Below are 23,759 nucleotides of genomic sequence, written 5' to 3' on the forward strand. Positions count from 1 at the left end.
CACCCTCAGAAAGCGGCGCTGACCAGGGCTTACGACCTTCGAATGTACTTCGTCACAGCGCCGTTAACGACAGGCCAACTACGGGCGCAGCTGGACCTGTCCGAACCGAATGTGGTCATTCTGTCCGGTCGTGCCAGCCCGGAAGTGATGGCCGCGAGCTGGAGAAACGTCTCCGCCCTCAGCGCTGCCGCCAAAAATCTGTACCGATCCCCCTGGGGATCAGCACGCGGGCCGGCTTGCTCAGGCGCTGCTTGTTTGCGGTGGGGAGGTCATGATGAGCTCGCCGACCTTGGCCACTGTCCACTGCACGCCGGCCAGTGCGGCGGCCAGGCGCTCGCGCTCGGCGTCGTCCAGGCTGTGCTCGCCGAGCTGGTGGGCGAGCAGCTCCAGGTGTGTGGCGAAGCGGGCGCTGGCGTCGGTGACGACAGCGCCCGGGTCGACCGGGTCGACCGGCGAGTTGACGGGGGCGTGCGGGGGTGCGGGCAGGCTGGTCACGGCCCTGACGGTACGCACCCGCGGGCGGGCGCATGGGGGACTCCCGAAACTTCGGAAAGCCGATCATCACTGGCCGCGATCTCGGTGGGTGCCCGGTCGACGTCGTCGGAGGATCCCCTTGGCCCCCGAGCAGGAGCGGTACGGCGAACCGGGCTTACTCGGGGGCCAAGATCGAGCCGCCGGGGCGAGTGGAGTGGATCGTGGGCGCGGGCCGGGCGCGGTTCGAGCGGGAGTTCTGCCTGCATGTGCTGGGTGCTCGAAGAGTTCGGCGTCAGGCTGCCATTTCCGTGGTGACGGAGGACGCAGGGGTTCGTTCACGTCTTCCGCTTCCAGATCGATGCTCCAGCGCAGATGAGGCCGATCAGGAACGGGTGAACGGCGCCGCGTTCGATGAGGCCGATGATGCCGATGGGGGTGTCGCCCGTGGTAAAGATCATCGCGAGGTAGAGCACCATCGAGAGCAGACCGATCATGCCGACCATGATCAGTGCTCGCCCCATTCGCGGAGAGATGCCGATGCGCCGCCACCTGCTTCCGAGCACGATGGCCAGCGCGTTCCCACCGACGAAGCCGGCGAAGGCTCCCATGCTGTGGTACTCGCCGGTGCCGTTGTTGAGTGCCTCGCCAGATCCGGGAAACAGCGCGAGCAGGACGCCGCCGACGGCCAGCAGCGTCGTGGGGGCCAGCATGGCCCAACGGCGGCCGTCCGACAGATCGCGCAGCGTGGCCACTCCGGCCAGGATCGTGATCCCGAAGAGGAGGAATCCGGCATTCATTACCCAGGCTAGGGGCGAGTACATGTACTGCCCGAACAGAGTCGAGGGCCCGTGGACTCCGAGGTTGCTGATGAAATGGTGCGTGTAGCTGTAGGCGGGGTCGGTCCACGCTGCGGCGGCGACAAACTCCCCGAGCAGGAAGATCGCCGGCCCGGCGACGAGCAACGCTCCCGCCACTCGGCGCTGCGGAGGCAAGCGCACGTGGGAAGGCATCTCGCGACTTCTAGACCGTGAGTCAATTGCTTCGGACATGGTCGGTCCCTTTCTGATGGCCGGGGTTGGCGGGAGGGCCCGCCGGAGATTGACGCGGCTCGCTTGTGCCTGCGACTCCCGATCGGCGGCGGCGATTTTCGGGCGCGCCGGGGAGGCCGAGCGGCTGGGCTAAGACCTCATTGGCCAGGAGCCCGGCAACCCGTCAACGAGTACGCCATGAGCGAGAACCTCTCACTTAACTCGCTCAATTACTACATCGAGACTACTTTTACTGTCAATATCCTTAGTGTCCGGGTGTAGAGTATGCGCCATGGTGGATGCAGCGACGGCGGGCCGACGTGAGCGCAAGAAGGCGGCGACGCGGGCGGCGATCCTGGAGGCGGCGACGACGCTTTTCCTTGCACGCGGCTTCGATGCGGTGACTGTGCGCGAGATCGCAGATGCGGCCGATGTGTCGCCCAAGACGGTCTTCACACACTTCCCACACAAGGAGGCGCTTGTCTTCAGTGACGAAGGTGAGCGGCATGAACGCCTGATTGCTGCGGTGAGTGGCCGCATGGCGGGGACCTCGATCTCCGACGCGCTGAAGGCCCACTACCTCTCCGAAATCGCCGCGCTCAAATCCGAGCCGCAGAGTCACATACTCGCTCTCATGGAGGAGACGCCGGCTCTGGTCGACTACGCGGAGAAGATGTGGTTGCGCCACGAGGATGCCTTGGTCGCGGTGATCACCGAGGAATTCGGGCTGGAGGAGCCAAGCGAAGAGATCCGCTTCTACGTCCGGTTTGCCCTGCAGATTCAGCTCATGGCCATCCGTGAGCCCGATCCAGCGGCGGCCATCGATGCGGGGTTCCACCTTCTGGATAAGGGGTGGGCGCCCTACGACGAGGCCGGAGGGGGATAAGCGCAGCCGCAAGGGGTCGTGAGCCGCCGCCATCCGGGCAGCTGAGGAGAGTCTTCAGGCCAGGGCCTCACGTCGCGGCGGCGCCCCCCGCCCTGGCCACGACGCCGGAGCGGCGGGCCCGATCCGAGGGCCTCTTTCTCCGAGCCGTAGATGCGGCGGATGTTGGCGAGTTGCTGGTGGCGGCTCTTGGCCTGGAGTTCGGGCGCAGTGCGTTCGATGGCGCCGCCCTGCTGGTCCACATGGTCGGCGTCGACGTGGCCGCCGGACTCTGCGCCCCCACCCAGGTACTCACCGCCGCCGGGTACGAGGTGAGGCAATCCGGCAGGTAGGTCGTCCGGCCCTCGCCTGCGGTCGCGTCCGACGTGGCCGCGGCCGCAGGCATGATGATCTCGCACCTGGTGCTGCGGCAGGCCCGCCACCACCCTGCTGCGCGAGCGTCGCGGCGACAGGCGCGTGGCTGGTTTCGTGTCAGGAGATTGGGGGGTGCGGCGCCTGCCGGGTGTGCGAGCAGTTCGTCGTGGAGGTCGTCCAGAACCTTGTCCAGGCGGCGCAGGTGCCGGCGGCCTTGAGCGGTGATCGTGATCACATTGCGGCGGCGGTCGTCGGGGTCCGGTGCCCGGCCGACGAGGCCGCGCTCGGCCAGTTCGTCGAGGACGCCGACCAGGGGTGCCGCTGACGTACGTCATCCACCCGCCGGACCACCCGCAGCCTCCGGCGACCTCAGGGTTGCCCGCGAACCGGTGAGCAGCGCCCTGGCGGATTTGCGGAACGCCGACACCAGGCGGTTGCGGTCGCCGGCCCGGGTCGCCAGCACGACGTGACTCGGCTCGACGCCCTCCAAGGGGATCGAGGTGATGTCCGGGCGGAGGTTGACAAGGGTCGGGCCGCCCGCGATGGCCACCGCCTCCCCGGCGGCGATCAGCTCGAACTTGTCCTCGATGTCGGCGATGACGGGGCCGTCGGGGGCCGGGCGGCCGTCGGGCCTGGGATCGATGCGCCAGTACGCCTCCCAGGCCGGGTCCGGGTCGGCCAGCCGGGGCAACGGCTCGTCGGCGATGTCGGCGAGCGTCACGGATCCCCTGCCCGCCAGGCGGTGGTCGCGCGAGAGCAGCAGCACGCGCGGCTCGCCATACAGGATCGTCACGTCGAGCCCATCAGTCGCCAACGGCAGCCGGGTCACCACCGCGTCCACACGGTAGTCGAGCAGAGCGGGGCGCGGCTCGTTCCAGGCCACGTGTGAGGTGCGTACGTCGGCATCCGGATGCAGGCGGCGCAGCTCGCGCACGGCCGGCGTGACGATGAGGCCCATTGTGTACCCGATGGTGATCCGGCTGGGCCGAGCGGCGGCGCGGGCCTGCGCCGCCGCTCGGGCGGCCGCGTGCAGCAGCGTCTTCGCGCGGGGCAGGAAGACCTCGCCCGCCTCGGTGAGTCGCGTGCCCTGCGGGGTTCGGTCGAGCAGGAGGGCGCCCAGTTGCCGCTCAAGGGCGCGGATCTGTCGGCTCAGCGACGGCTGGGTGATGTGCAGGGCCTCGGCGGCGCGGCCGAAGTGCCGGTGCTCGGCGACGGCCGTGAAGTAGCGTACGAGCCGCAGATCGAGATCGGGCGACTGGGGCATGCCCGCAGCCTACTGCGGTGATGCCTGAAACGTATCGCCCGATGAGCGACAGGCTTTGGACGCCGCACGGCACCGGCTCCGACGATGGGAACACCGCTGAAGAAGGAGATCATCATGCGTGTTTTCGTCACCGGCGCCACGGGTTTCGTGGGGTCCGCCGCCGTACGTGAGCTCATCGAGGCCGGGCACCAGGTGGCCGGTCTGGCCCGTACGGATGAGGCCGCCGCCGCGTTGAGGGCCGCCGGAGCCCAGCCCCACCCCGGCTCGCTCGACGACCTCGCCGGCCTGCGCGACGGGGCCGCCGCCGCCGACGGCGTCATCCACCTGGCCTTCGTGCACGACTTCGCGAACTTCGAGGCCGCCAACCAGACCGACCGGCGAGCCATCGCGGCGCTCGGCGAGGCGCTGGCGGGGTCCGGCCGGCCGCTCGTGGTCACCTCGGGCACCGGCCTGCTCCCGCCCGGCCGCGTCGGCACCGAGCAGGACGAGCCGGGGACGCATTCGCCCCGAGGGGCGGCCGAGCAGGTGGCGCTGTCGTTCGCGGAGCGCGGGGTGCGGGTCTCGGTATTGCGGCTGCCGCTGGTGCATGGGGAGGGTGACCCGGGGTTCGTCGCGGTCGCGATCGGCATCGCCCGCGCGAAGGGCGTCTCCGCGTACGTGAGCGACGGCGCCCCCCGGTGGCCGAGCGTGCACCGGCTGGACGCCGCCCGCCTGTACCGGCTGGCCCTGGAGGAGGCTCCCGCGGGCGCGCGGCTGCACGCCGTCGCCGAGGAGGGTGTGCCGGTACGTGACGTCGCCGGCGTCATCGGGCGCCGGCTCGGCGTGCCGGTGACCGCGATCACCGCGCGGGAGGCGGGCGAGCACTTCGGCTGGCTGGCCTCCTTCGTCACGCTGGACATGCCGGCCTCCTCCGCCCTGACCCAGAAGCTGCTGGACTGGCGTCCCGGCCGACCCGGGCTCATCGCCGATCTGAACGCGGGACACTACTTCAAGAGCTGAGCCCGCAGCTCCGCCGGTCACTCCTGCCCGGTCCTGACCGGCCGGCAGCTGAGCTACGCGGCAGCCTCGCAGTTGTTGATCGTGCACCCCATGCGGTCAGCCGGACGCTCATGCAGTCCAGGGGTCACCGGCACAAACGCCCAGCCGTCGCCCGATCACTACTCAAGATCAACTATCGGCGGCGAGGGCTTGGCGGACGGTTCTCGCCGCCGAGCAGGTGGTCGGCGGCGACTGGGGCAGATCGCGTCGCCCGGCCCCCTCGTCGGGCAAGCCAGGCGGCGGGCGAACCGCTCAGGACGTCGGCGGCTCAGGGATGAGGGCAAGAATGTCGTCGACGAGTCGCTTCCTGGCCCCAGTCGGCAAGGAGGCGCCCAGGGCGTTCTCGTATCCCCAGAACCCGTCGGCGGCCATGCGCGCCATGAGGCACCGCATCGCCTCGTCGTCGTGCTCATCGATCGGCCCCGCGTCGCCGGGGAACCAGCGGTCGTAGACCCGTTGCCAGGGAGCCATCCAGTCGGGCTCGTTGCCCGCCTCGGCGATCAGACGCGTCTCCAGACGTGTGGACGCTGCGGTGCATGCCAGCACGTATCCCCTCGTGCGTTCGGCGAGCGTCGCCTCCTCCGGTTCTTTGCCGGTCGCCTCGCGCAGTCCCCGCTCGACGCGGTCGGCGAGGAACTCGTGAATACCGGTGAGCAGGGCGTGTTTCGTCGGGAAGTGGTAGATCAGCCCGCGCTTGGTCACCCCGGCTTCGGCCGCGACCGCGTCCAGGGTGAGCGCGGTGATGCCGCGTTCTTCAACGACGCGCAGGGCCGCCTCGATCATCGCCGGTCGCGCATTCGGTCGTGCCATGTCCCCTCCTCGTCTCCACAGGGTTAGTATACCGCTTGGTGTAGTATACCGTTTGGTGAAGTAACTGGTCTGGAGGGAAAGATGACCGAGAACACACCGCGAGCGACAACTCGCACCTGGATCGGACTGGCCGTGCTCGTGCTGCCGATGCTGCTCATCGCGATCGACGGCATGGTGCTGGTCTTCGCACTGGCCGACATCACCCAGGACCTCAAGCCGACAGGCACGCAGCAGCTCTGGATGCTCGACATCTACTCGCTGCTGCTCGCCGGCCTGCTCATCACCATGTCGACGCTGGGCGACCGTTTCGGCCGGCGCAAGGTGCTGCTCATCGGTGCGGTCGTCTTCGCGATCGCCTCCACCCTGGGCGCTCTCTCGACCGAACCGTGGATGCTGATCGGCTCGCGCGCCCTGCTCGGGGTCGCGGGCGCGACGATCATGCCGGGGACACTGTCCCTCATCCGCAACATGTTCCTCGACCGCAACCAGCGACGGACCGCGATGGCGGTCTGGTCGGCGATGGGCGCGCTGGGCGCCGCCGCAGGCCCGATCGTGGGCGGCTGGATCATCGAAACGTTCAGCTGGCACGCCGCCTTCCTCATGAACATCCCGGTCATGGTGCTGCTGCTCCTCCTCGCGCCGTTCCTCGTCCCGGAGAGCAAGAACCCCAACCCCGGAAACATCGACGTCGCCAGCATCGTGCTCTCGCTCGCGGGCATGATCTCGTTCGTCTACGGCGTGAAGACCTTCGCCGAGGGCAAGGAGCCCGGGATCGGGTTCGTCACCTTCTTCGCCGGGCTCCTCCTGCTCGCGCTGTTCGTGATCCGCCAGCTGCGCATGCCGGTGCCGATGATCAATGTGCGCCTCTTCAAGGTGCGAGCCTTCACCGGGGCGGTGCTCACCGACCTGCTGTCGATCTTCTCGCTGGTCGGAGCGCTGTTCGCCCTCACCCAGTTCCTGCAGCTCGTCGTCGGCCTCAGCGTCATCCAGTCGGCGCTGTGGATGCTGCCCCAGGCCGCCGTCTCCGCCTTCGCCGGGTTCATCGCCGCCGCGCTCGTCAAGCGGATCCCCACCTCGATCATCGTCTCCGTGGGCGTGCTCATCACCGCTGGCGGATTCGCGACCCTCCTGACGCTCACTCCCGACACCGAACCGTGGAGGATCGCGATCGCTCTGTGCCTCGTCGGCCTCGGCGCCGGCGTGGGCATGACGCTCACCAACGACCTCATCATGAGCTCGGTGCGTCCCGAGCAGTCAGGCCAGGCCGCCGCGATCAGCGAGAGCGCCTACGAGCTCGGCACCGCCTTCGGCACCGCGATCCTCGGCTCGGTCCTCCTCGGTTTCTACCGCACCGGCCTTGCGGACACCGCCCCGGCAGGACTGCCCGCAGGCGTCCTCGAGGCCGCGAAAGAAACCCTCGCCACCGCACTGCTCTACGCCCAGGAGCTGCCAGGCAAGATCGGAGCGGCACTGACCACGGCCGCAACCGACTCGTTCACGACCGCGCTGGCATGGACCGGCGGGATCGCCGCGCTCATCCTGCTCGCCGTCGCGGTCTTCGCGGACATCATGCTCCGCGGCGTGTCCGCACAGGCAGACCCCGCCGAAGCCGATGACGAGGGGGCCTTCGAGGAACGGAATCCGGCGTCAACCACGTCCGGAAGACCCCAGCGGCAGGGGGTCACTGACCTGGGAGAACCCCGTTAACGCCGGATTCCGTTCCCAATCTCTCTGACCCCCGTGTCCAGCACGACCGCCAGGTTGCTGCGGGCCAGACGTCGGGATGGTCGTCTTCGCCCACGTGCAGCCGGGTCGAACGCGCCACCCGTTCGGCGATCGGGACGGCCGCCGCGCCCATCTGGTTCTCCAGCAGCAGGACGACGGCCTGGCCGAGCAGGTTCAACGCCTCGGGGAAGTCGTCGTCCGGCGTCGTGCGGGCGATCCAGGCGTTCAGGTGGGCATGCAGCTCCAGGCAGCGGGCTGTCCTGCTGGACCGGCCGGACCGGAGGTAGGCGCGGATCGCCGCCGCGCGCCCGGCTGCACCGTGCTCCTCCCGGAGTCGTTCCCGGAGGTCGGGAGACGCCGTGAGGGTGCCGTCCTCGGTGGTGCCGAGCCGGTCGCGGGCCCACGCCTCCCGGTGCGGACGCCTGCTGACGGCGACTCCAGCGGTGCCGGGCCCCGTCACACGAGGATGGTCATGCCGATCAGAAAGCCGGTCACCGAAGATCGGTGAACCACCGCAACACCGTCGGCATCGCCGCGAGGGGCGAGTCCATGTGACCGATGTCCCCAACGTCGGTCAGCGTCGCGTCCGTGCCGTGTCGCCGCAGGTCACGCAGGCAGTTGCGGGAGTTGCGCGCCACCACCTCCCGGTCGCCCCGGGCCGCGAACAGCCGTACAGGCACCCGGGGCCGCCACGACGAGCACGTGTCGTCGTTCGTCTCCAGCGCCTTCAACACCGCCCCTGACGGGTTCAGGTACCACTGCTGGAACTTCGGCGTGAGCACGTCCAGCGGTGAGGCGGGCAGCCCGGCGATGATCTCGTCGAACGTGTGATTCCCGTCGTAGAGAGCCTCGACCGCCGGGTCCTGGAACGCCTCGGCGGGCGAGTCGTAGAAGTGGTGCAGCCGGTTCATGGAGGCGGTCCAGTACGCCAGGTAGAACGCCGAGGTGCGCGGATCCAGCCGTTCCGCGATCAGCTCGGGGAACTGGACGTGCTGCACTTCGTACGGCCCGGAGATCGGCGCGAGGCCGCGCAGCCGGAACCCGAGCCCGGGGCCGGCCTGCAGTTGCCGGCCCACCGCCATCGTCGCGGTACCGCCCTGGGAGAAGCCGGTGACCAGCACGTCCCCGCTCAGCCTCCGCCCTTGGCCGGTGGCGAGCGAGCGGGCGGCGCGCAGCAGGTCCACCGTGGCGGAGGCCTCGCTGGCGTGGTCCATGTACGGATGGAAGCCGGGGCCCGTGCCCAGCCCGAGGTAGTCGGGGGCGACGGCGATGAACCCTGCCGCGGCGAACATCATCGGCACCGCCCGCCCGTCGCCCTCGTCCATCGAGCCGACGTAGGCCCTGGTGGCCGTCGTGCCGTGCTCGTAACTGACCGTCCACAGGTCTTTCCTGGACTTGTGGGGGACGGCCACGGTGCCGCTGGCCGTCGTCGGGCTGCCGTCCACGCCGACCGTACGGTAGACGACGGCGTACAGGTCGGCGCCCTGGGCCTTGGGTGGGACGGGGAACTTCGACTCGCGCAGGTACGCGGCGATCTCCGCGGCGGACAGGCTCTTGATCTTTTTGGCCGAGACGAGCGAGCCCTGCTCCACCTGAGGGGTGGACAGGGCCAGGGCGGCGGGGGCGGTGGCCGTGGCCAGCACGAGTCCGGCGCAGGCCAGGGCGAGCAGCCCAAGCGTCTTGCGGGTTTTCCTCATGTTCCTTGACGCTAGAGATCATCCAGGAGCCGCCCCATCCTGCACACCGCCCAACCGTTGGTAGGGCCTACCGGATGGCGCGTACGTGACGTTCACTCGATCCCCGTTGATCGCCACCCGCCAGGTAGCTCCCCTACCGCGTACGGCCTCTGTGAAGGAATCGGGCTCCCGGTCGAGTACAGACGTCGATCAAGAGAGCTGAATCCGGGACTTCATGTCCCTTGGAGAGTCATCAGGTATCGTCACTCCGCGACGTTACACATGGGCAACCCCGCCAGTCGGCCGGGGTTTTTTCATGCCCGCGACCAGGGGCCCGCGCCAGGCCCTTGCCGGGAGAGCAAGATAGTAGTTTGGGTTCCCCAAAGCGCTCGGAGGCCCCCATGACCGAGGCCAGCCAACCCCGCCCCAGCCGCGGCCGACGCACCCGCGAACGCGGCCAAGGCCAGCGCGCCAAGCGGGCCAACTTGCGCCTATCGGAGGCCGAACACGCCGCCTTGGAGGCAGCCGCCACCCGCTGTCGGCAGACGCTGGCAGGCTACGTCACCGACGCCGCCCTGACGGCCGCGCGTAGCGAACTGCCCATCGACGCGCAGGAGGCGTGCGGCCGGCTGTTCGGCATGGAGGCCGCACTGGCGCGCCTGCACGTACGCCTCGTTCGCCGTCACCCTCGACGGACCGGTCCCCTATTCCTATGACGGACAACTGGAGATCATCGATTTCGACCGCGCCTGGAAGGTGAGCTGGTCACCGACGGCGATCCACCCCGAACTGCAAAAGATGGGCTTCAGCGAGGTGCGGCAGATCCGCGTCGTACCCCAACGCGACGGCTCCTCCCGGCTCGTCCTTCTGGAAACACGTGCCAAGGGTGAACAGGCAGGACGACTTTTCGCCGACGAAGGCCTCAAACTGGCGGCCATTTTGGCCGACTCGGCCCAACCTGGGGTCACTGGTTAGCCGTCGTCGCGAAGACCGGTTCATCGCGCGTCACCACACGCCGTCCTACCTGGCAGAGCAGGTGAACGGGTGCAACAGGCCGGCGGAGGCTCCAGCCGTACTCGGCAGGTGCAGAGCTCAGCGCAAGCGCGGAGCAGAAGGCCCGCTAGTAGCAGCGCCAATCCCCGTCCCAGTTGTGGGAGTCGTACGCCTCGACGATGACCCTGCGACCTCCACCATCGCCATCTTCCCCGAAGTACAGGGAGATCATCACTTTCGACTCAGCTCCAGGGATGACCGCATTGTCATAGTGGCGGCGGATCTCCTGTGGAGTGAGCGCTGTTTGCAGCGTGATCCGGACCCGGTAGTCACAATAGGATCCGCTGCCGCCGACCAGATTCTTGCCAAAGGTCACATCGCGGTCCATCAGGAAGACATCTCGGCTGTTCGGCGGGAGCGGGTGTGCGAGGACGCGCTCGTAAAGGTCGTCGAGGCGTGCGTTGTCGCGCCACACCGGGATCATGATCAGCACGAACAGTCCGACCAGTGGGGCAATCACGGCCAGGGCGACGCAGCCCCACAGGATTCGCACCGGATCCTCCACAGATTTCGGGCCTTCGAATTGGGTGACTGTCTATCGCACTGGTGACACGGACGTCACCACACCGCACGGCTGCTACATCGTCGGCGAGGTCGAGCCCGTCCGGTCGAGTTCAACGGCATCGCCATCACGCCTCGCGTACTCGATCAAGGCTCGCGAGATGCACGCGCCCCGCCAGAGCGGCTTCCACGGCCTCCCGGACGGCCAGGGGCGGCGGCATGAGCGAGAAGCAGCCCTGCACCTAGATCCCTCTGTCCCTGCGACCCGATTCCGATCCGCACCTTCGGCTTTCCTTCCACACGCCGCAACTCCACGCCAGCGCCGGCGGATGGGCCTGGACCTGAATGCCCGGACCGTCAGCGTTCGGCACAACACGTAGAACTCGACACGGACGAACTCCTCGTCGGGCCACCCAAGTCCCGCGCGGGTGTCCGTACGATCGCCATCCCGAAAACGATCACCTCGGCGCTCCGCGAACATCCGGACGAGTTCACAGCTTCGGAAACCGACGCGCTGATCTTCACCGGGGCGCGAGGCGGCATCCTCCGACACAGCAACTTCGCCGCGCGGCCACTCGGCCCGGGTGAAAAGGCCCCTCACGCCCGGCTGATGGCACAAAGCCCCGCTTCCGCGATGGGAAACGGGGCTGTTCGACGAGGTGGGCGGCACTGGGTTCGAACCAGTGACCCCTCGCTTGTAAGGCTCGCCACGAGAGGGTGGGACCTTGGGTGATTCGGGGGCCCACCTCGGCAAACGTTCCGCCCTGGTCCTCGACCGTCCACGCTCGTCCTGGGCCGTTGTCACTCAGTGGGAGCGGCCTGGCCGTGCTCCAGATAGACGGTCCTGCCAAGCTCGCGTGCAGTGGCGGCGGCCTTGACGCGACGAGCAAGCCGCTCGATCAACAGCCCGTCCAGTTCCTGGACGGGATGGAACTCGTAGGCGCTCAGCTCGTTGTCCACGAACCTGATCTGCTTGAGCAACTCGCCGTCCAAGGTGCCTCCGTCGAACACGAACAGGACCTTGTCGCCCTCCTTAGGGAGAGGCGCCCAATCGACCACGAGGAGGCGACCGATGGCCGGCTGAATGCCCAGCTCCTCCTGCACCTCTCGAACGCACGCCTCGTACGGGGTCTCCCCCGGTTCGACGTACCCGCCCGGGATGTCCATGGAGGGCTTGTACGTAGGACGGACGAGAAGCACACGACCGCTGTCATCGAAGAACAGCGCACCGGCGGCGGCACGGGCCTGGGCGAACGGCGGAGCCTCCTGATCGTTCACAGCCCCGACCTTACGCCACAGGGACTGCCTTCACACGATGTGCAGTCGCCGCGCGAGAGCTGCGAGTTGGAAACTGGGTTTGCCCTTCTGCCTTCTGATCCACGACATCGTGAGCTGGCGGCTGAGGTAGTGATGACGCACCTGCTCCGGAGCGATGGTCTCGGCCTCCAACAGCGCGGCCATCGCGTCGTCGGTACGGTTCCACAGGCTCAAGGCATGCGCCACGGCCAGGCCATGACGAGCGCGACGTTCGATCGGAAGCCCGCTGGTATCCAGCTTCGGCCCCAGTTCCACAGCCACCTGGATGTCTCCCAGCTCGATTGCCGTGGCCACCTGATGGATACGGACGTTCGTCGGCCCGAACGCGGTCCAGACATGGTTGGCGTCACCGCCGAGCCGCACCGCCGCTTCCTGTGCCTCGGCGAGGAACGCGCGTGTCATGCTGCGATCGTCGTCTCGCGCCGCCGCCATCGACCCGGCGAGGTACAGCGTGCCGTACACCGAAAGCAGCTCAGCCGTGGCGTGCGGGAGGTCGGGAGATAGCAGGTCGGCGGCGTCCATCGTGAGCTGCTTGGCTGCCTCGTAGCGACCGTTGGACAGAAGCGCGTGGGTCACGGAGCGAAGCAATGAGGCCGTCACAAGCTGATCATCGGATTGCCGTGCGAAGGACAGTCCCCGCTCGGCGGCGATCCACGCGAGATCAGCCTCACCCACCGTGGCCAGGATGCTGGCAGCCGCGTGGTAGACCTGCCCGAGCACTCCCGATGCGGCCATGCGCGCGTCACCGTTCGCTGCGCGCGCAGCATGATGCGCCTCCCCCAGGAGTCCGGGCAGAGTCCGGATCACGTAGCCGTACCGGGCTCCCTGGTACGCCCGCCACACCTCGGCAAGAGCACGTCGCAGGTCGGCCTGCCCGGAGGGTTCCGCGTTCTCCACGAGCCCGGCCATCGGCGAGAGCTGCCGATAGTCCGTGATCGCGGCGCGCAGTGCTGGGATGGTCTGGTCGCCGCTTCCGTCCGTCCACTCGAACAGGTGCGGCTCGGCCAGTAGATCACCGAGGGACACGTCCAATACGCTCGCCAGGGACTTGATGACGGACAGACGATCCAAGGTGATGCGGTCGTTCTCCACCTTGCTCAGCCAATCGGTGGTTCGTCCCACCAGCCCGGCCAATACGTCCTGAGACATCCCACGCCGTCGCCGATACCAGGCCACGCGCTGGCCGATGGACAGATTGCTGGTCATTCCTCGCATGCACCTCATCCTCATCGGATGCCTACGACGGACCCCTGAATTTCCTTCCGGCCTCACAGCTCGGCCGACACATACCGTCACGCTACGTCACTGCCGTACGTGATGGGAGGTCACTCATGCAACCGCCGAACCGACACCCCACGCCAGAGAAGCACGCCGCCGATGCCCTGGCCGACGCCCTCGCCGCTCATGGCGTATCCGCAGACGTCCATGACGGCTATGGCCTGAGCCTGGTGTCCGTGTGGGTCGGGCTCGTCGTCTGGTGCGACGGCGATTGGTACTGGTGGCGGGCAGGCTGGGACGACCGCCGTAAACGAGTGCTGTACGCCCGCCATCCGGCCATCGAACCGTCGAGAGCCGCGCGCCGGGTCGCCTTCCGCTACGCGGACCTTCAACGACGCCACCCCCTCTCGGAGACGATCCGCAGTCTGCGCCCGGAATCCACGGAAGCGAGCCCCCAGTGAAGGAGATCCTGCGCAGTGGCACGCTTGCGCTGGTGTCCGTGCGGGTCGGAACGGTCGTCAGGTGTCACAACGGGCGGTACTGGTGGCGACCAGCATGGGACGCGAAACGACAGCGAGTCATCTATGCCTGGCCCCCCTCCACCGGGCCCACTCGGTCCGCGTACCGAATCGCTCTCCGCTACACCCGGCTGCGGGAGTCTCGGCCACTCTGTACGCCGGTCGCCGGAGTGCAACCATGCCTATGACCTTGGCGAAGTTGATCGCCGAGTACCCGGAGTGGCAGGTTCACGACATGGCCGCAGGGTGGGCGGCCATTCGGAAACAGTCTGTTCCCTGTACAAGCGGGCAGTCCAACGTCCGTTGCGGGGCGACGTTGGATGAACTGGCCGCGAACCTGCAAGCGGAGACCAGGCTAGGGAAGAAGCAGAGGTCTCTTCGCGGGTCGGTCTGAACGGCCCTGCTCCACGCCGGGCACCACCACAGGCAGCAACCTGGGTGAATCGATGGCAACCCGACCCGGAGCGCAGGGCCTCCAGGCACGAGCACCGGAAGCGGGGCGGCAGGATCTTGAAAGCTCATCGTCGGGGCCGCCGGCCCGCGTGCGGTGGCGCAAGCTACGCGATCTCTCAGTGGAGGACGTCGACAAGTGGCTCGCTGGCAAGACCGGCGAACCGGGCACCCGGTCGGTGAAGAGCGCGATGCGCCGTGACAAGGTCAAGCGAAACGTCGTGGATCTCTGCGACATCCCCGAGGGACGTACTGGACGTCCCTCCAAGGCTCTGACACTGGCCCAAGCTCTCGCCGTCCCCACACAGGCGGAACAGGGCGGCGAGCGCATGCGAGCTTACATCGTCCTCTCCCTGCTGATCGGCGCTCGCACCGAAGAGCTGAGGGCACTTCTCTGGTCGCACGTCGTGGCGTACGACGGGTCCGTGCTGTCAGACTCCGGCGTCCCCATCGAGGACGTCCACGCCTCGTCGGGCACTCCAACACGGTGGTCACCGAGACCGTCTACCGGCATCAGATCCGGCCCGTGATCATGCAGGGAGCTGCGGCGATGGACAAGATCTTCGGGACTTAGTCCCTCACTTAGTCACTCAGACGCCGTTTTCAAGATCAGAGATCGTACGTTTACGCTGGTGGGCGGTACTGGGTTCGAACCAGTGACCCCTCGCTTGTAAGGCGAGTGCTCTACCGCTGAGCTAACCGCCCCCGGATCGGCACTAACCTTACGACACCCGGGGGGCCGATCGCACATTCACCGTCCAGCCGGGGCCCACTTCGGGGCGGCCGGCGGCTCGCCAGCCCAGCAGGGCGGCGCCCAGCATGCCGGCGTCGACGCCCAGCGCGGCCGGGATCAGCGGGGGTGCATCGCGGAAGGCCAGGCGCTTGACCAGGCGCGTGCGTACGGGGTCGAACAGAGCGGGACCGGCTTCGGCCAGGCCGCCGCCGAGGACGATCACCGAAGGGTCCAGCAGCAGCGTGTACGTGGCCAGGGCGAGCGACAGGGCCTCCACGGCCTCGTCCCACACCTCGATGGCGATGGGGTCGTCGGAGGCGACCACCTGCTCGGCGCGTACGCCCTCGACGCCCGCGCGCTGGCTGTAGCGGCGTCCGACCGAGGCCGCCGAGGCGTACGTCTCCAGGCAGCCGAACTGACCGCACGCGCACTGCTCGCCGTCAGGGAAGACGGGGGTGTGGCCGATCTCGCCGGCCCAGCCCGAGGAGCCGCCGTACGGGTCGCCGTTGATGATCGACGCGCCGGCGATACCGGTGCCGATGGGGAGGAAGAGGAAGTCGGAGACACCTTTTCCGGCGCCGAGGATGCTCTCGGCCAGGCCGCCCGTCCGGACGTCGTGGCCCAGCATCACGGGGATGTCCAGGGTGGTGAAGTTCGAGGCGGGGACGTCCCGCCAGCCCAGGTTCGCCGCGTAGAGAGCCGCGCTTTCGGACACCAGCCCAGGGACGGCCAGACCGACGCCTGCCGGGTCGCCGTCGCCGGAGGCGGCCAGGTGGCCGATGAAGTCCGAAATGGCGGACACGACCGCCTCAGGACCGTCGGCGCGAGGGGTGTGGCGCCGCTCGCTCAGCAGCACCTCGCCGGACTCGCTGACCAGGCCGCCCTTCATGGACGTGCCACCGACGTCGAGAGCGACGACGAACGAACTCATAGCGGACACGAAAGGAGACGATAGCGCAGGTCAGCAAATGTCCGAAAAGACGCTTGAGAATCTCTCAGGCAGGGGGGAGCGGGAGTCCGCGCATCGAGACGACGGCGGGACGATCCCGAGCCGGTGATCATCCCAGGCCGACGGCGGGGAGGCGCGGGCGAGACGCGGACGGTCAAGCCCTGCCCAGCACCCGGTTGAGCGCCGCCTCGACCTCCGCCGACAGCCCCGGCGGAGCCCCCGACCCGACGTACGCCCCCTGCTCCCCGAACCCCTCCGACGCCCGAGCCATCCGGACGGCGCCGCAGCCGCGGCACTCGACCTCCCCCAACCGGCAGATGAGCGCGGTGGACCCGCACGTGCCGCAGGAGTCGAGGTCGAGGTCGTGCAGTCGTTGACAGTCCGGGCAGATCAGCACCTGGGACTCGTTGCGCACCCCGCGCTGCCACGGGCTGGCGCCACGGACCGGGTCGGTCTGCCGGGCCCCGCATCGGTAGCAGGGCATCGTTCCCTCCGAGGTCAAGAAATGTCGGCGAGTGCCTTGACGTAGTCGGCGACGTCGCGTGCCGAGGAGATCGGACTGATCACCGACCACCGGATCACGCCCTCGCCGTCGATGACGAAGGTCCCCCGACGCGCGAGCCCCTTCGCCTCATCGAACACACCGTACGCCTGGGCGACCTGTCCGTGTGGCCAGAAATCGGAGAGTAGGGCGAATCCGTAACCTTCCCGATCGGACCAGGCACGCAAGGCGAACACGGAGTCGACGGACACGGCGAGCACCCGCGCGTCGAGAGGCTGGTCACGCAGCGCGGTGAGCTCGCCTTCGCAGATCCCGCTGAAGGCAAGCGGATAGAAGACCAGCACGACCTTCTCGCCCCGGAACATGGACAGTCTCACCGGGGCGCCGTGCTGGTCCTGCAGCTCGAAATCCGGAGCCATGGCGCCGACCTCGGCAGGATGTGCGTTCACAGCGACCATCCTGCCGTATCGGCCGGCCTCGGAGTTTCCTAACGTCGGCCCTTCGGGGCGACGAGCCTGGTCCCGGACCAGTCGGGTGCGGCGGAGATGCTGCTGGTCTGCGAGAGACCCGCGGTAGCGGCATCCTCCCCAATGTCGCTCGGCTCCACGTGGCCATCGCGCCCGGCCTTGGGAGTCAGCAGCCAGATCTGGCCGGCTTCGGCGAGTGCTCGCATGGCGTCGCTGAGGGCGTCGAAGAGGTCCCCGTCGCCGTCGCGCCACCACAGCAGCACAACGTCGACGACGTCGTCACTCTCCTCGTCCAGCATCTCGTTGCCGGTCAGGTCCTCGATGGAGTCGCGAAGCTCGTCGTCGACGTCCTCGTCCCAACCGATCTCCTGCACCACCTGACCCGGCTTGAGGCCAAGTCGTTCGGCCAGGCCGCGCTCGCCCTGCGCCTGACCCGCGGTCGCGCTCACGTTTATCCCTCCTGCTTGAGTGGCCCCGCTCTATGCGGTTTATCGCTTCGGCACAGTCCACACGCTGTGACCCTCAGTCGTCAACGGTCGCCACGGGTACGGCCGTAGTCGGCCAGAATCAACCCGACAAAAACGACAGGCGAACCTGACGTTGCGTGTTGTCGACATTGAGATCGACCAGCGCGACGGACTGCCAGGTGCCCAACGCCATTCTCCCGCCCAGCACGGGGATCGTGGCATATGGCGGGATCAGCGCGGGCATGACGTGTGACCTGCCGTGACCGCGCGAACCGTGGGCATGACGCCAGCGGTCGTCGGCCGGGAGCAGGTCACGCAGTGCGGCGAGCAGATCGTCGTCGCTGCCCGACCCTAGCTCCAGCAGGGCCACGCCCGCGGTCGCGTGCGGTACGAAAACATGCAACAGGCCGTCTTCTCCCTGCGCGCGCACGAAATCTGCGCATTCAGCGGTGATGTCGTGCACGGTCTCACGTGAACCCGTGGCCACGGAGATGATTTCTGATCTCACAGGGAAATCCTACTGAGGCACAACGACGGCATCAGGGCCGGGAAAGACCAGCCCGGTGTGGCCGTCGTCGAACCGCACACTGTAGGGAGGCCCGCCGTCCGTGCCGTGGACCTCGATGATGACGCCGCCCCGCTCCCTTTCGCCGACGGTGTTGCCGTGCATCAGGAGCCGGTCTCCTGCCGTCGCATTCATACCTTCCACATTGGTACGGCGGACCGCCGAGGAAAAGAGCGGATGCCGCGTACGGCGATTTTTTGCCGGGTCTTCATTCGGGCCGAAAACAATGACCGAAACGTTACGCAAGGGGGGCCGGGTGTTCCGGGCTTCGTGGCCGGACGGTGGTTCGGCGGCGGTCCTGGCCGCTTCGGCGTCTCTGCTGGTCAGGGGCATGATCGCGGAGCTTCGGGGTGCCCTGTCGCTTGATGATTCCGATATGGCCTCATTTCTGCAGCGACAGGTCTGAGGGGGCCGGATCGGGTGGCGTCCGTCTGGAGGAGGAGGGGTGAGGGGACGGCGTCCGGCTGAGTGTCCGCGCGCCCGCCGGCCGGTGGAGGTGGCGAGGAGCCCACAGGCGTGGGCCTGCCGACGACTGCGGCCACACCTCTTGAATAGGCGGGTAAAAGGTATGGGCTCCACGCCTGAGGCCTCGGTGGGTCGATCACGAGGCGAAGAGCGAGGCATGGCCAGACACCGCACGCCTTCGGCGCGCCGGGACAGGCTCCCAAGCCGCCTTGGGCCCTGACCCCTGCGGCACGCCTCAAGGTCCCCGCCGGGGCCAAACCCCCACAAGGTCCCCCGCCAGGCCGCGCACCCACCCGGAGCAACCCAAGGGGCGAGGTGGTGTTGGTCTGCGCCCTTCGCGAACGCGCGCCCCGCCGGGTCGCACCGCGAGGTGGGTGGTTAGACTCGCGCGGCGCGCCACCCGACCCATGCCGCCAACGCCCGCTCATCATCAACACCCCCGCCGGGCAGGCCCGGCGGACACCCCGCCCACGCCGCCCACTCCGACCCACGCCCGCCCAACCCGACCCGCATCCCGCCGACGCGCCCCAGCCCGGGCCCGCGTCCCAGCCCGGGCCCGGGGCTGCGGCTGCGTGAGAAGCGGCCGGTTCGGGGGAGGGGTGAGGGCGGCGGCCGACCCACCGGGACAGCCCCCTAGGATTGGGGCGAAATTTCGTCCGTTTTCTAGTCTTGTTAAATTGCTCCACCGATGTAACCTTTGGTGGCTATTCGTCCTACCATCGGTGGTCTAGGCCACCAACATGGCCCTGCCAGCAGGGACGCTCTGGTTACCCGTCAGTAGAGATGCGTTTTCTACGGCTAGCGACCAGGATGGAAGGCGACCCAGACCAGACTTCAGTCATTCTCGGAAGGCGAGACCCAGTGGCTTCCGGACGCCAGCGATTCTCGATCATCAGCGACGGCCTACCCAGCCAGCTGCCTGATGTCGACCCCAGTGAGACCAACGAGTGGCTCGAGTCTCTCGACAATGTCGTCAAGACCGAAGGCCGCACCAGAGCCCGCTACCTCATGCTCCGCATGCTGGAACGGGCCCGCGAGCACCAGGTCGGCGTGCCGGGCTTGCGCAGCACCGACTACATCAACACGATCCCGCCGGAGCGCGAGCCCTGGTTCCCGGGCGACGAGCACGTCGAGCGGCGCATCCGCGCCTACATCCGGTGGAACGCGGCGGTCATGGTGTCGCGGGCCAACGCCCGCACGAACGTGGGCGGCCACATCGCCACCTACGCCTCGGCGGCCTCGCTCTACGAGGTGGGCTTCAACCACTTCTTCCGCGGCAAGGACCACGGCGAGTCGGGCGACCAGGTGTTCTTCCAGGGCCACGCCGCGCCGGGCATCTACGCCCGCGCCTTCCTGGAGGGCCGTCTCAACGAGGCGCAGCTCGACGCGTTCCGGCAGGAGTTGTCGCACGGCTTCCACGGCCTGCCCTCCTACCCGCACCCGCGGCTCATGCCCGACTTCTGGGAGTTCCCGACGGTCTCCATGGGTCTCGGCCCGATCGGTGCGATCTACCAGGCGCGGTTCAACCGCTACCTGCTCAACCGCGAGCTCAAGGACACCTCGCGCAGCCACGTGTGGGCCTTCCTGGGCGACGGCGAGATGGACGAGCCCGAGTCGCTCGGCGCGATCGGCCTGGCCGCCCGCGAGGAGCTGGACAACCTCACGTTCGTCATCAACTGCAACCTGCAGCGGCTCGACGGCCCGGTGCGCGGCAACGGCAAGATCATCCAGGAGCTGGAGTCGTACTTCCGCGGCGCCGGCTGGAACGTGATCAAGGTCGTCTGGGGCCGCGACTGGGACCCGCTGCTCGCGGCCGACGTCGACGGCGTGCTGGTCAACCAGATGAACACCACGCCCGACGGCCAGTTCCAGACCTACTCGGTCGAGACCGGCGGCTACATCCGCGACCACTTCTTCGGCGGCGACCCGCGCCTGCGCAAGATGGTCGAGCACCTGTCCGACGACGACATCCGCAAGCTGTCGCGCGGCGGCCACGACTACCGCAAGGTCTACGCGGCCTTCAAGGCGGCCCGCGAGCACGTCGGCCAGCCGACGGTGATCCTCGCCCAGACCATCAAGGGCTGGACGCTGGGCAAGGACTTCGAGGCGCGCAACGCCACCCACCAGATGAAGAAGCTCACCAAGGCCGAGCTGAAGGAGTTCCGCGACCGGCTCTACCTGCCGATCCCGGACTCGGCCCTGGAGGGCGAGCTTCCTCCGTACTTCCACCCGGGCGAGAACGACCCGGAGATCCAGTACATGAAGGAGCGGCGCGCGGCGCTCGGCGGCGTGCTGCCCAAGCGGGTCATGCGCGCCAAGCCGGTCAAGCTGCCCGGCGACGACGTCTACAGCCAGTTCCGCAAGGGCTCGGGCAAGCAGCAGGTCGCCACGACCATGGCGTTCGTGCGCCTGCTGAAGGACCTCATGCGCGACAAGGAGATCGGCCACCGGTTCGTGCCGATCATCCCCGACGAGGCCCGCACGTTCGGTCTCGACGCGATGTTCCCGACCGCCAAGATCTACTCGCCCCACGGGCAGACGTACGAGGCGGTCGACAGGGAGCTGCTGCTGTCGTACAAGGAGGCCGTGCAGGGGCAGATCCTGCACGAGGGCATCAGCGAGTCGGGCTCGATGGCCTCGACCATCGCGGCCGGCACCGCCTACGCCACGCACGGCGAGCACATGATCCCGGTCTACATCTTCTACTCGATGTTCGGCTGGCAGCGCACCGGCGACCAGATGTGGCAGATGGGCGACCAGATGGGCCGCGGCTTCCTGCTCGGCGCCACCGCCGGTCGCACCACGCTCAACGGCGAGGGCCTGCAGCACGAAGACGGCCACACGCCGCTCATCGCCTCGACGAACCCGGCCGCGGTCTCCTACGACCCGTCCTGGGCCTTCGAGGTCGCCCACATCGTCAAGGACGGCCTGCGCCGCATGTACGGCGAGCAGCCCGAGGACGTCTTCTACTACCTGACCGTCTACAACGAGCCCTACCTGCAGCCCGCGCAGCCGGCCGATCTCGACGTCGAGGGCCTGCTCAAGGGCCTGTACAAGTTCGCCGAGGCGCCGCAGACGCAGGGTCCGAAGGCCAACATCCTGGTCTCCGGCGTGGCCGGTCCCTGGGCCATGGAGGCTCAGCGGCTGCTGGCCGAGGAGTGGGGCGTGTCGGCCGACGTGTGGTCGGCGACGTCGTGGACCGAGCTGCGGCGCGAGGCGCTGGCGTGCGAGGAGCACAACCTGCTCAACCCCGACGCCGAGCAGCGCGTCCCGTACGTGACGCAGGTGCTCTCGCAGGCCGACGGGCCGTTCGTGGGCGTCAGCGACTACATGAAGGCGGTCCAGGACCAGATCGCGCAGTGGGTGCCGGGTGACTGGTCCTCGCTGGGCACCGACGGGTTCGGCCTGTCCGACACCCGCTCGGCGCTGCGCCGCCACTTCCACGTGGACGCCGCCTCGATCACGCTGGCCGTGCTCACCCGGCTGGTCAAGCGGGGCGAGCTCGACGGCGAGGTGCTGCGCGAGGCCATCGCCCGCTACCACCTGAAGAACGGCGTCACCGAAGCCGGCGGCGCGGAGAGCAACGACACCCAGTCGATGGGCGTCTGAGTCATCCGGAAGGGGCGCTCCCGCGAAGAACTTCTCGCGGGAGCGCCGTCATGTCCGGGCCTCCGCGCGGTCAGCCGGATGAGGCGGCACGTCCAGGAGGGGTGCGTGCCGCCTCACCCAGGTTTGACGCGGGGTCCCGTATGGTGGGCACTACTTCCCCCGGAGACACGAAGGGGAATGTTCGTATGCGACGCGTCCTAGCCGCCGCCCTGCTCGTGACGGCCGCGGGCTGCGCGAGTGCACCCGCAGAGCCCGCCACCGACGGCCCCGGCGCCGACACCGACAAGATCGTCTGGGGGCCGTGCACCGACATCAGGCGCCCGGACGGCGAGCCACCGGCCAAGACGGACGCCTCGGTGCGCTGCGGCAAGCTGGCGGTGCCCCTCGACTACTCCCGCCCCGACGGTGAGAAGCTGGAACTGGCGCTCATCAAGCTGTCGGCCACCGATCCCAAGAAGCGGCTCGGCTCGATGGTGTTCAACTTCGGCGGGCCGGGCGCCTCCGGCGTGGACACCCTCGACCAGGCGGCCAAGGCGCTCACCTCCCTGCGCGCCCACTACGACCTGGTCAGCTTCGACCCGCGCGGCGTCGAGCGCAGCTCGGGCGTACGCTGCGGCGACAGCGCGCAGATGGACCGGTTCGTCTCGCTGAACACGCTGCCCACCAACGCGCAGACGCACCAGGAGAGCCTGGACGCCAACAAGGAGTTCGCCCGGCTCTGCCAGGAGCACTCCGGCAAGATCCTCCCCTACGTCGGCACCGTGAACGCAGCCCGCGACATGGACCGCATCCGCGCCGCCGTCGGCGACCCCAAGCTCAACTACGTCGGCATGTCGTACGGCACCCAGCTCGGCGCCGTCTACGCCACCCAGTTCCCCCAGAACGTGGGCCGCATGCTGCTCGACGCGCCCCTCGACCCGACGGTCACCTTCGAGCAGCGCACGCTGACCCAGACCCGCGGCTTCCAGCAGGCGTACGAGAGCTTCCTGCGCAGCTGCGTCAAGGGCGGCTGCGAGGTCGGCAAGGACGTGACCGCCGCGAACGCCAACGTCGAGAACCTGATGAACCAGCTCACCACCAAGCCGCTGCAGGTGGACGGCCGGCAGCTCACCCAGGGCCTGGCCTCCACCGGCGTGGCCGCCGCCCTGTACTCGGAGCTGACCTGGCCGTTCCTGGAGAAGGCGCTCGGCGACGCGCTGAAGGGCCACGGCGAGGCGCTGATGTACCTGGCCGACTCCTACACCGGACGCTCGGAGGACGGCACCTACTCCACCCAGATGACCAGCTTCCCGGCCATCACCTGCGTGGACACCGCCGAACGGCCCAGCGAGGCCGAGCTGCGGCGCACCGAGGAGGCGGCGCTGAAGATCTCGCCGCTGTTCGGCAGCGAGGGCTCGGGCGGCCTGTGCCGGGTGTGGCCGGCCCAAGGCAGCAACCAGGCGCGGCACGTCAACGCCACCGGCTCGGCGCCGATCCTGGTCGTGGGCGGCAAGGGCGACCCGGCCACGCCGTACCAGTGGGCGCCGCGGCTGACGGCCCAGCTCAGGACCGCACGGCTGGTCACGTACGAGGGCGAGGGGCACGGGGCGTACCTGTCGGGCAGCAAGTGCGTGCAGGGGCTCGTGGACGCGTACCTGGTGGAGGGCAAGCTGCCCAGCAGGGGCGCGACCTGCCCGGCGGCCTAGTGTGTGAC

26 protein-coding genes and 1 tRNA gene are annotated in these 23,759 nt (G+C 68.5%); 11 read left to right on the forward strand and 16 right to left on the reverse strand.

Annotation, left to right across the window (positions count from 1 at the left end):
- Positions 1-240: 240 nt before the first annotated feature.
- Positions 241-495, reverse strand: coding sequence for a hypothetical protein (locus ABZ815_RS16425; RefSeq protein WP_357698438.1), 255 nt, complete (start codon positions 493-495; stop codon positions 241-243).
- Between the two features lie 314 nt (positions 496-809).
- Positions 810-1,484, reverse strand: coding sequence for a DUF998 domain-containing protein (locus ABZ815_RS16430; RefSeq protein ID WP_357698440.1), 675 nt, complete (start codon positions 1,482-1,484; stop codon positions 810-812).
- A gap of 310 nt (positions 1,485-1,794) precedes the next feature.
- Here ABZ815_RS16430 and ABZ815_RS16435 point away from each other — a divergent pair, with 310 nt between their 5' ends.
- The 3 genes from ABZ815_RS16435 (at position 1,795) to ABZ815_RS16445 (ending at position 3,064) form a co-directional block, all read left to right on the forward strand.
- Positions 1,795-2,388 (forward strand): helix-turn-helix domain-containing protein, encoded by a 594-nt coding sequence (locus ABZ815_RS16435; protein ID WP_357698442.1) that lies wholly within the window; start codon positions 1,795-1,797, stop codon positions 2,386-2,388.
- Positions 2,389-2,564: 176 nt separating this feature from the next.
- Positions 2,565-2,717 (forward strand): hypothetical protein, encoded by a 153-nt coding sequence (locus tag ABZ815_RS16440; protein WP_357698444.1) that lies wholly within the window; start codon positions 2,565-2,567, stop codon positions 2,715-2,717.
- A 170-nt stretch (positions 2,718-2,887) separates the two neighbouring features.
- Positions 2,888-3,064 carry a hypothetical protein gene (locus ABZ815_RS16445; RefSeq protein ID WP_357698446.1) on the forward strand — a complete coding sequence of 59 codons (177 nt, stop codon included), beginning with the start codon at positions 2,888-2,890 and terminating at the stop codon, positions 3,062-3,064.
- Positions 3,065-3,070: 6 nt separating this feature from the next.
- Here the strand turns inward: ABZ815_RS16445 and ABZ815_RS16450 are convergent, their stop codons facing one another.
- Complete coding sequence (locus ABZ815_RS16450; protein ID WP_357698447.1) at positions 3,071-4,003, reverse strand: LysR family transcriptional regulator; 933 nt, start codon at positions 4,001-4,003, stop codon at positions 3,071-3,073.
- 114 nt (positions 4,004-4,117) lie between these two features.
- Here ABZ815_RS16450 and ABZ815_RS16455 point away from each other — a divergent pair, with 114 nt between their 5' ends.
- Positions 4,118-5,002 carry an SDR family oxidoreductase gene (locus ABZ815_RS16455; protein ID WP_357698449.1) on the forward strand — a complete coding sequence of 295 codons (885 nt, stop codon included), beginning with the start codon at positions 4,118-4,120 and terminating at the stop codon, positions 5,000-5,002.
- A gap of 291 nt (positions 5,003-5,293) precedes the next feature.
- Here ABZ815_RS16455 and ABZ815_RS16460 read toward each other — a convergent pair whose 3' ends face one another.
- Complete coding sequence (locus ABZ815_RS16460; RefSeq protein ID WP_357698451.1) at positions 5,294-5,824, reverse strand: TetR/AcrR family transcriptional regulator; 531 nt, start codon at positions 5,822-5,824, stop codon at positions 5,294-5,296.
- A 108-nt stretch (positions 5,825-5,932) separates the two neighbouring features.
- Between ABZ815_RS16460 and ABZ815_RS16465 the strand changes: the two genes are divergently transcribed.
- A complete protein-coding gene (locus tag ABZ815_RS16465) occupies positions 5,933-7,558 on the forward strand; it encodes an MFS transporter (protein ID WP_357698453.1) in 1,626 nt (541 codons plus the stop codon).
- Here ABZ815_RS16465 and ABZ815_RS16470 read toward each other — a convergent pair.
- Complete coding sequence (locus tag ABZ815_RS16470) at positions 7,533-8,036, reverse strand: hypothetical protein (RefSeq protein WP_357698455.1); 504 nt, start codon at positions 8,034-8,036, stop codon at positions 7,533-7,535. The two genes, ABZ815_RS16465 and ABZ815_RS16470, sit on opposite strands and share 26 nt — an antisense overlap.
- Positions 8,037-8,067: 31 nt before the next feature.
- Positions 8,068-9,273: a lipase family protein gene (locus ABZ815_RS16475; protein ID WP_357698457.1), complete on the reverse strand. Its 1,206-nt coding sequence runs from the start codon at positions 9,271-9,273 to the stop codon at positions 8,068-8,070.
- 380 nt (positions 9,274-9,653) lie between these two features.
- Here ABZ815_RS16475 and ABZ815_RS16480 point away from each other — a divergent pair, with 380 nt between their 5' ends.
- Both ABZ815_RS16480 and ABZ815_RS16485 read left to right on the forward strand, forming a co-directional pair.
- Positions 9,654-9,968 carry a DUF1778 domain-containing protein gene (locus ABZ815_RS16480; protein ID WP_357698459.1) on the forward strand — a complete coding sequence of 105 codons (315 nt, stop codon included), beginning with the start codon at positions 9,654-9,656 and terminating at the stop codon, positions 9,966-9,968.
- Positions 9,969-10,008: 40 nt separating this feature from the next.
- Positions 10,009-10,227, forward strand: coding sequence for a hypothetical protein (locus tag ABZ815_RS16485; RefSeq protein WP_357698461.1), 219 nt, complete (start codon positions 10,009-10,011; stop codon positions 10,225-10,227).
- A gap of 145 nt (positions 10,228-10,372) precedes the next feature.
- Here the strand turns inward: ABZ815_RS16485 and ABZ815_RS16490 are convergent, their stop codons facing one another.
- From ABZ815_RS16490 to ABZ815_RS16500, 3 genes are all read right to left on the reverse strand, one after another.
- Positions 10,373-10,798 (reverse strand): hypothetical protein, encoded by a 426-nt coding sequence (locus tag ABZ815_RS16490; protein WP_357698462.1) that lies wholly within the window; start codon positions 10,796-10,798, stop codon positions 10,373-10,375.
- An 809-nt stretch (positions 10,799-11,607) separates the two neighbouring features.
- A complete protein-coding gene (locus ABZ815_RS16495) occupies positions 11,608-12,084 on the reverse strand; it encodes an NUDIX hydrolase (RefSeq protein WP_357698464.1) in 477 nt (158 codons plus the stop codon).
- A 30-nt stretch (positions 12,085-12,114) separates the two neighbouring features.
- On the reverse strand, positions 12,115-13,329 hold the full coding sequence (locus ABZ815_RS16500) for a helix-turn-helix transcriptional regulator (protein WP_357698466.1): 1,215 nt from the start codon (positions 13,327-13,329) through the stop codon (positions 12,115-12,117).
- A 125-nt stretch (positions 13,330-13,454) separates the two neighbouring features.
- On the opposite strand from ABZ815_RS16500, the gene ABZ815_RS16505 reads away from it, so the two are divergent.
- Entirely contained in the window at positions 13,455-13,802 is a 348-nt protein-coding gene (locus ABZ815_RS16505; protein WP_357698467.1) for a hypothetical protein, read from the forward strand.
- A gap of 629 nt (positions 13,803-14,431) precedes the next feature.
- Positions 14,432-14,839, forward strand: a complete 408-nt coding sequence (locus ABZ815_RS16510; protein ID WP_357698469.1) for a hypothetical protein — start codon at positions 14,432-14,434, stop codon at positions 14,837-14,839.
- A gap of 100 nt (positions 14,840-14,939) precedes the next feature.
- Here ABZ815_RS16510 and ABZ815_RS16515 read toward each other — a convergent pair.
- The 7 genes from ABZ815_RS16515 to ABZ815_RS16545 form a co-directional block, all read right to left on the reverse strand.
- Positions 14,940-15,014, reverse strand: a tRNA-Val gene (locus tag ABZ815_RS16515).
- A 17-nt stretch (positions 15,015-15,031) separates the two neighbouring features.
- Positions 15,032-15,973: an ROK family protein gene (locus ABZ815_RS16520; RefSeq protein ID WP_357698471.1), complete on the reverse strand. Its 942-nt coding sequence runs from the start codon at positions 15,971-15,973 to the stop codon at positions 15,032-15,034.
- 172 nt (positions 15,974-16,145) lie between these two features.
- On the reverse strand, positions 16,146-16,475 hold the full coding sequence (locus ABZ815_RS16525) for a hypothetical protein (RefSeq protein WP_357698473.1): 330 nt from the start codon (positions 16,473-16,475) through the stop codon (positions 16,146-16,148).
- A 14-nt stretch (positions 16,476-16,489) separates the two neighbouring features.
- Positions 16,490-16,951 carry a peroxiredoxin gene (locus tag ABZ815_RS16530; RefSeq protein WP_357698475.1) on the reverse strand — a complete coding sequence of 154 codons (462 nt, stop codon included), beginning with the start codon at positions 16,949-16,951 and terminating at the stop codon, positions 16,490-16,492.
- 29 nt (positions 16,952-16,980) lie between these two features.
- Positions 16,981-17,409 (reverse strand): DUF3052 domain-containing protein, encoded by a 429-nt coding sequence (locus ABZ815_RS16535; protein ID WP_357698477.1) that lies wholly within the window; start codon positions 17,407-17,409, stop codon positions 16,981-16,983.
- Positions 17,410-17,527: 118 nt separating this feature from the next.
- A complete protein-coding gene (locus ABZ815_RS16540) occupies positions 17,528-17,935 on the reverse strand; it encodes a secondary thiamine-phosphate synthase enzyme YjbQ (RefSeq protein WP_357698479.1) in 408 nt (135 codons plus the stop codon).
- A gap of 9 nt (positions 17,936-17,944) precedes the next feature.
- A complete protein-coding gene (locus tag ABZ815_RS16545) occupies positions 17,945-18,325 on the reverse strand; it encodes a DUF1918 domain-containing protein (protein ID WP_357698481.1) in 381 nt (126 codons plus the stop codon).
- A gap of 942 nt (positions 18,326-19,267) precedes the next feature.
- Between ABZ815_RS16545 and aceE the strand changes: the two genes are divergently transcribed.
- Both aceE and ABZ815_RS16555 read left to right on the forward strand, forming a co-directional pair.
- On the forward strand, positions 19,268-22,066 hold the full coding sequence (gene aceE, locus ABZ815_RS16550; RefSeq protein WP_357698483.1) for a pyruvate dehydrogenase (acetyl-transferring), homodimeric type: 2,799 nt from the start codon (positions 19,268-19,270) through the stop codon (positions 22,064-22,066).
- Between the two features lie 185 nt (positions 22,067-22,251).
- Positions 22,252-23,751: an alpha/beta hydrolase gene (locus ABZ815_RS16555; RefSeq protein ID WP_357698485.1), complete on the forward strand. Its 1,500-nt coding sequence runs from the start codon at positions 22,252-22,254 to the stop codon at positions 23,749-23,751.
- Positions 23,752-23,759: the final 8 nt, after the last annotated feature.

The organism is Nonomuraea sp. NPDC047529, assembly GCF_040642995.1.
In the GTDB taxonomy this organism is placed as follows: domain Bacteria; phylum Actinomycetota; class Actinomycetes; order Streptosporangiales; family Streptosporangiaceae; genus Nonomuraea.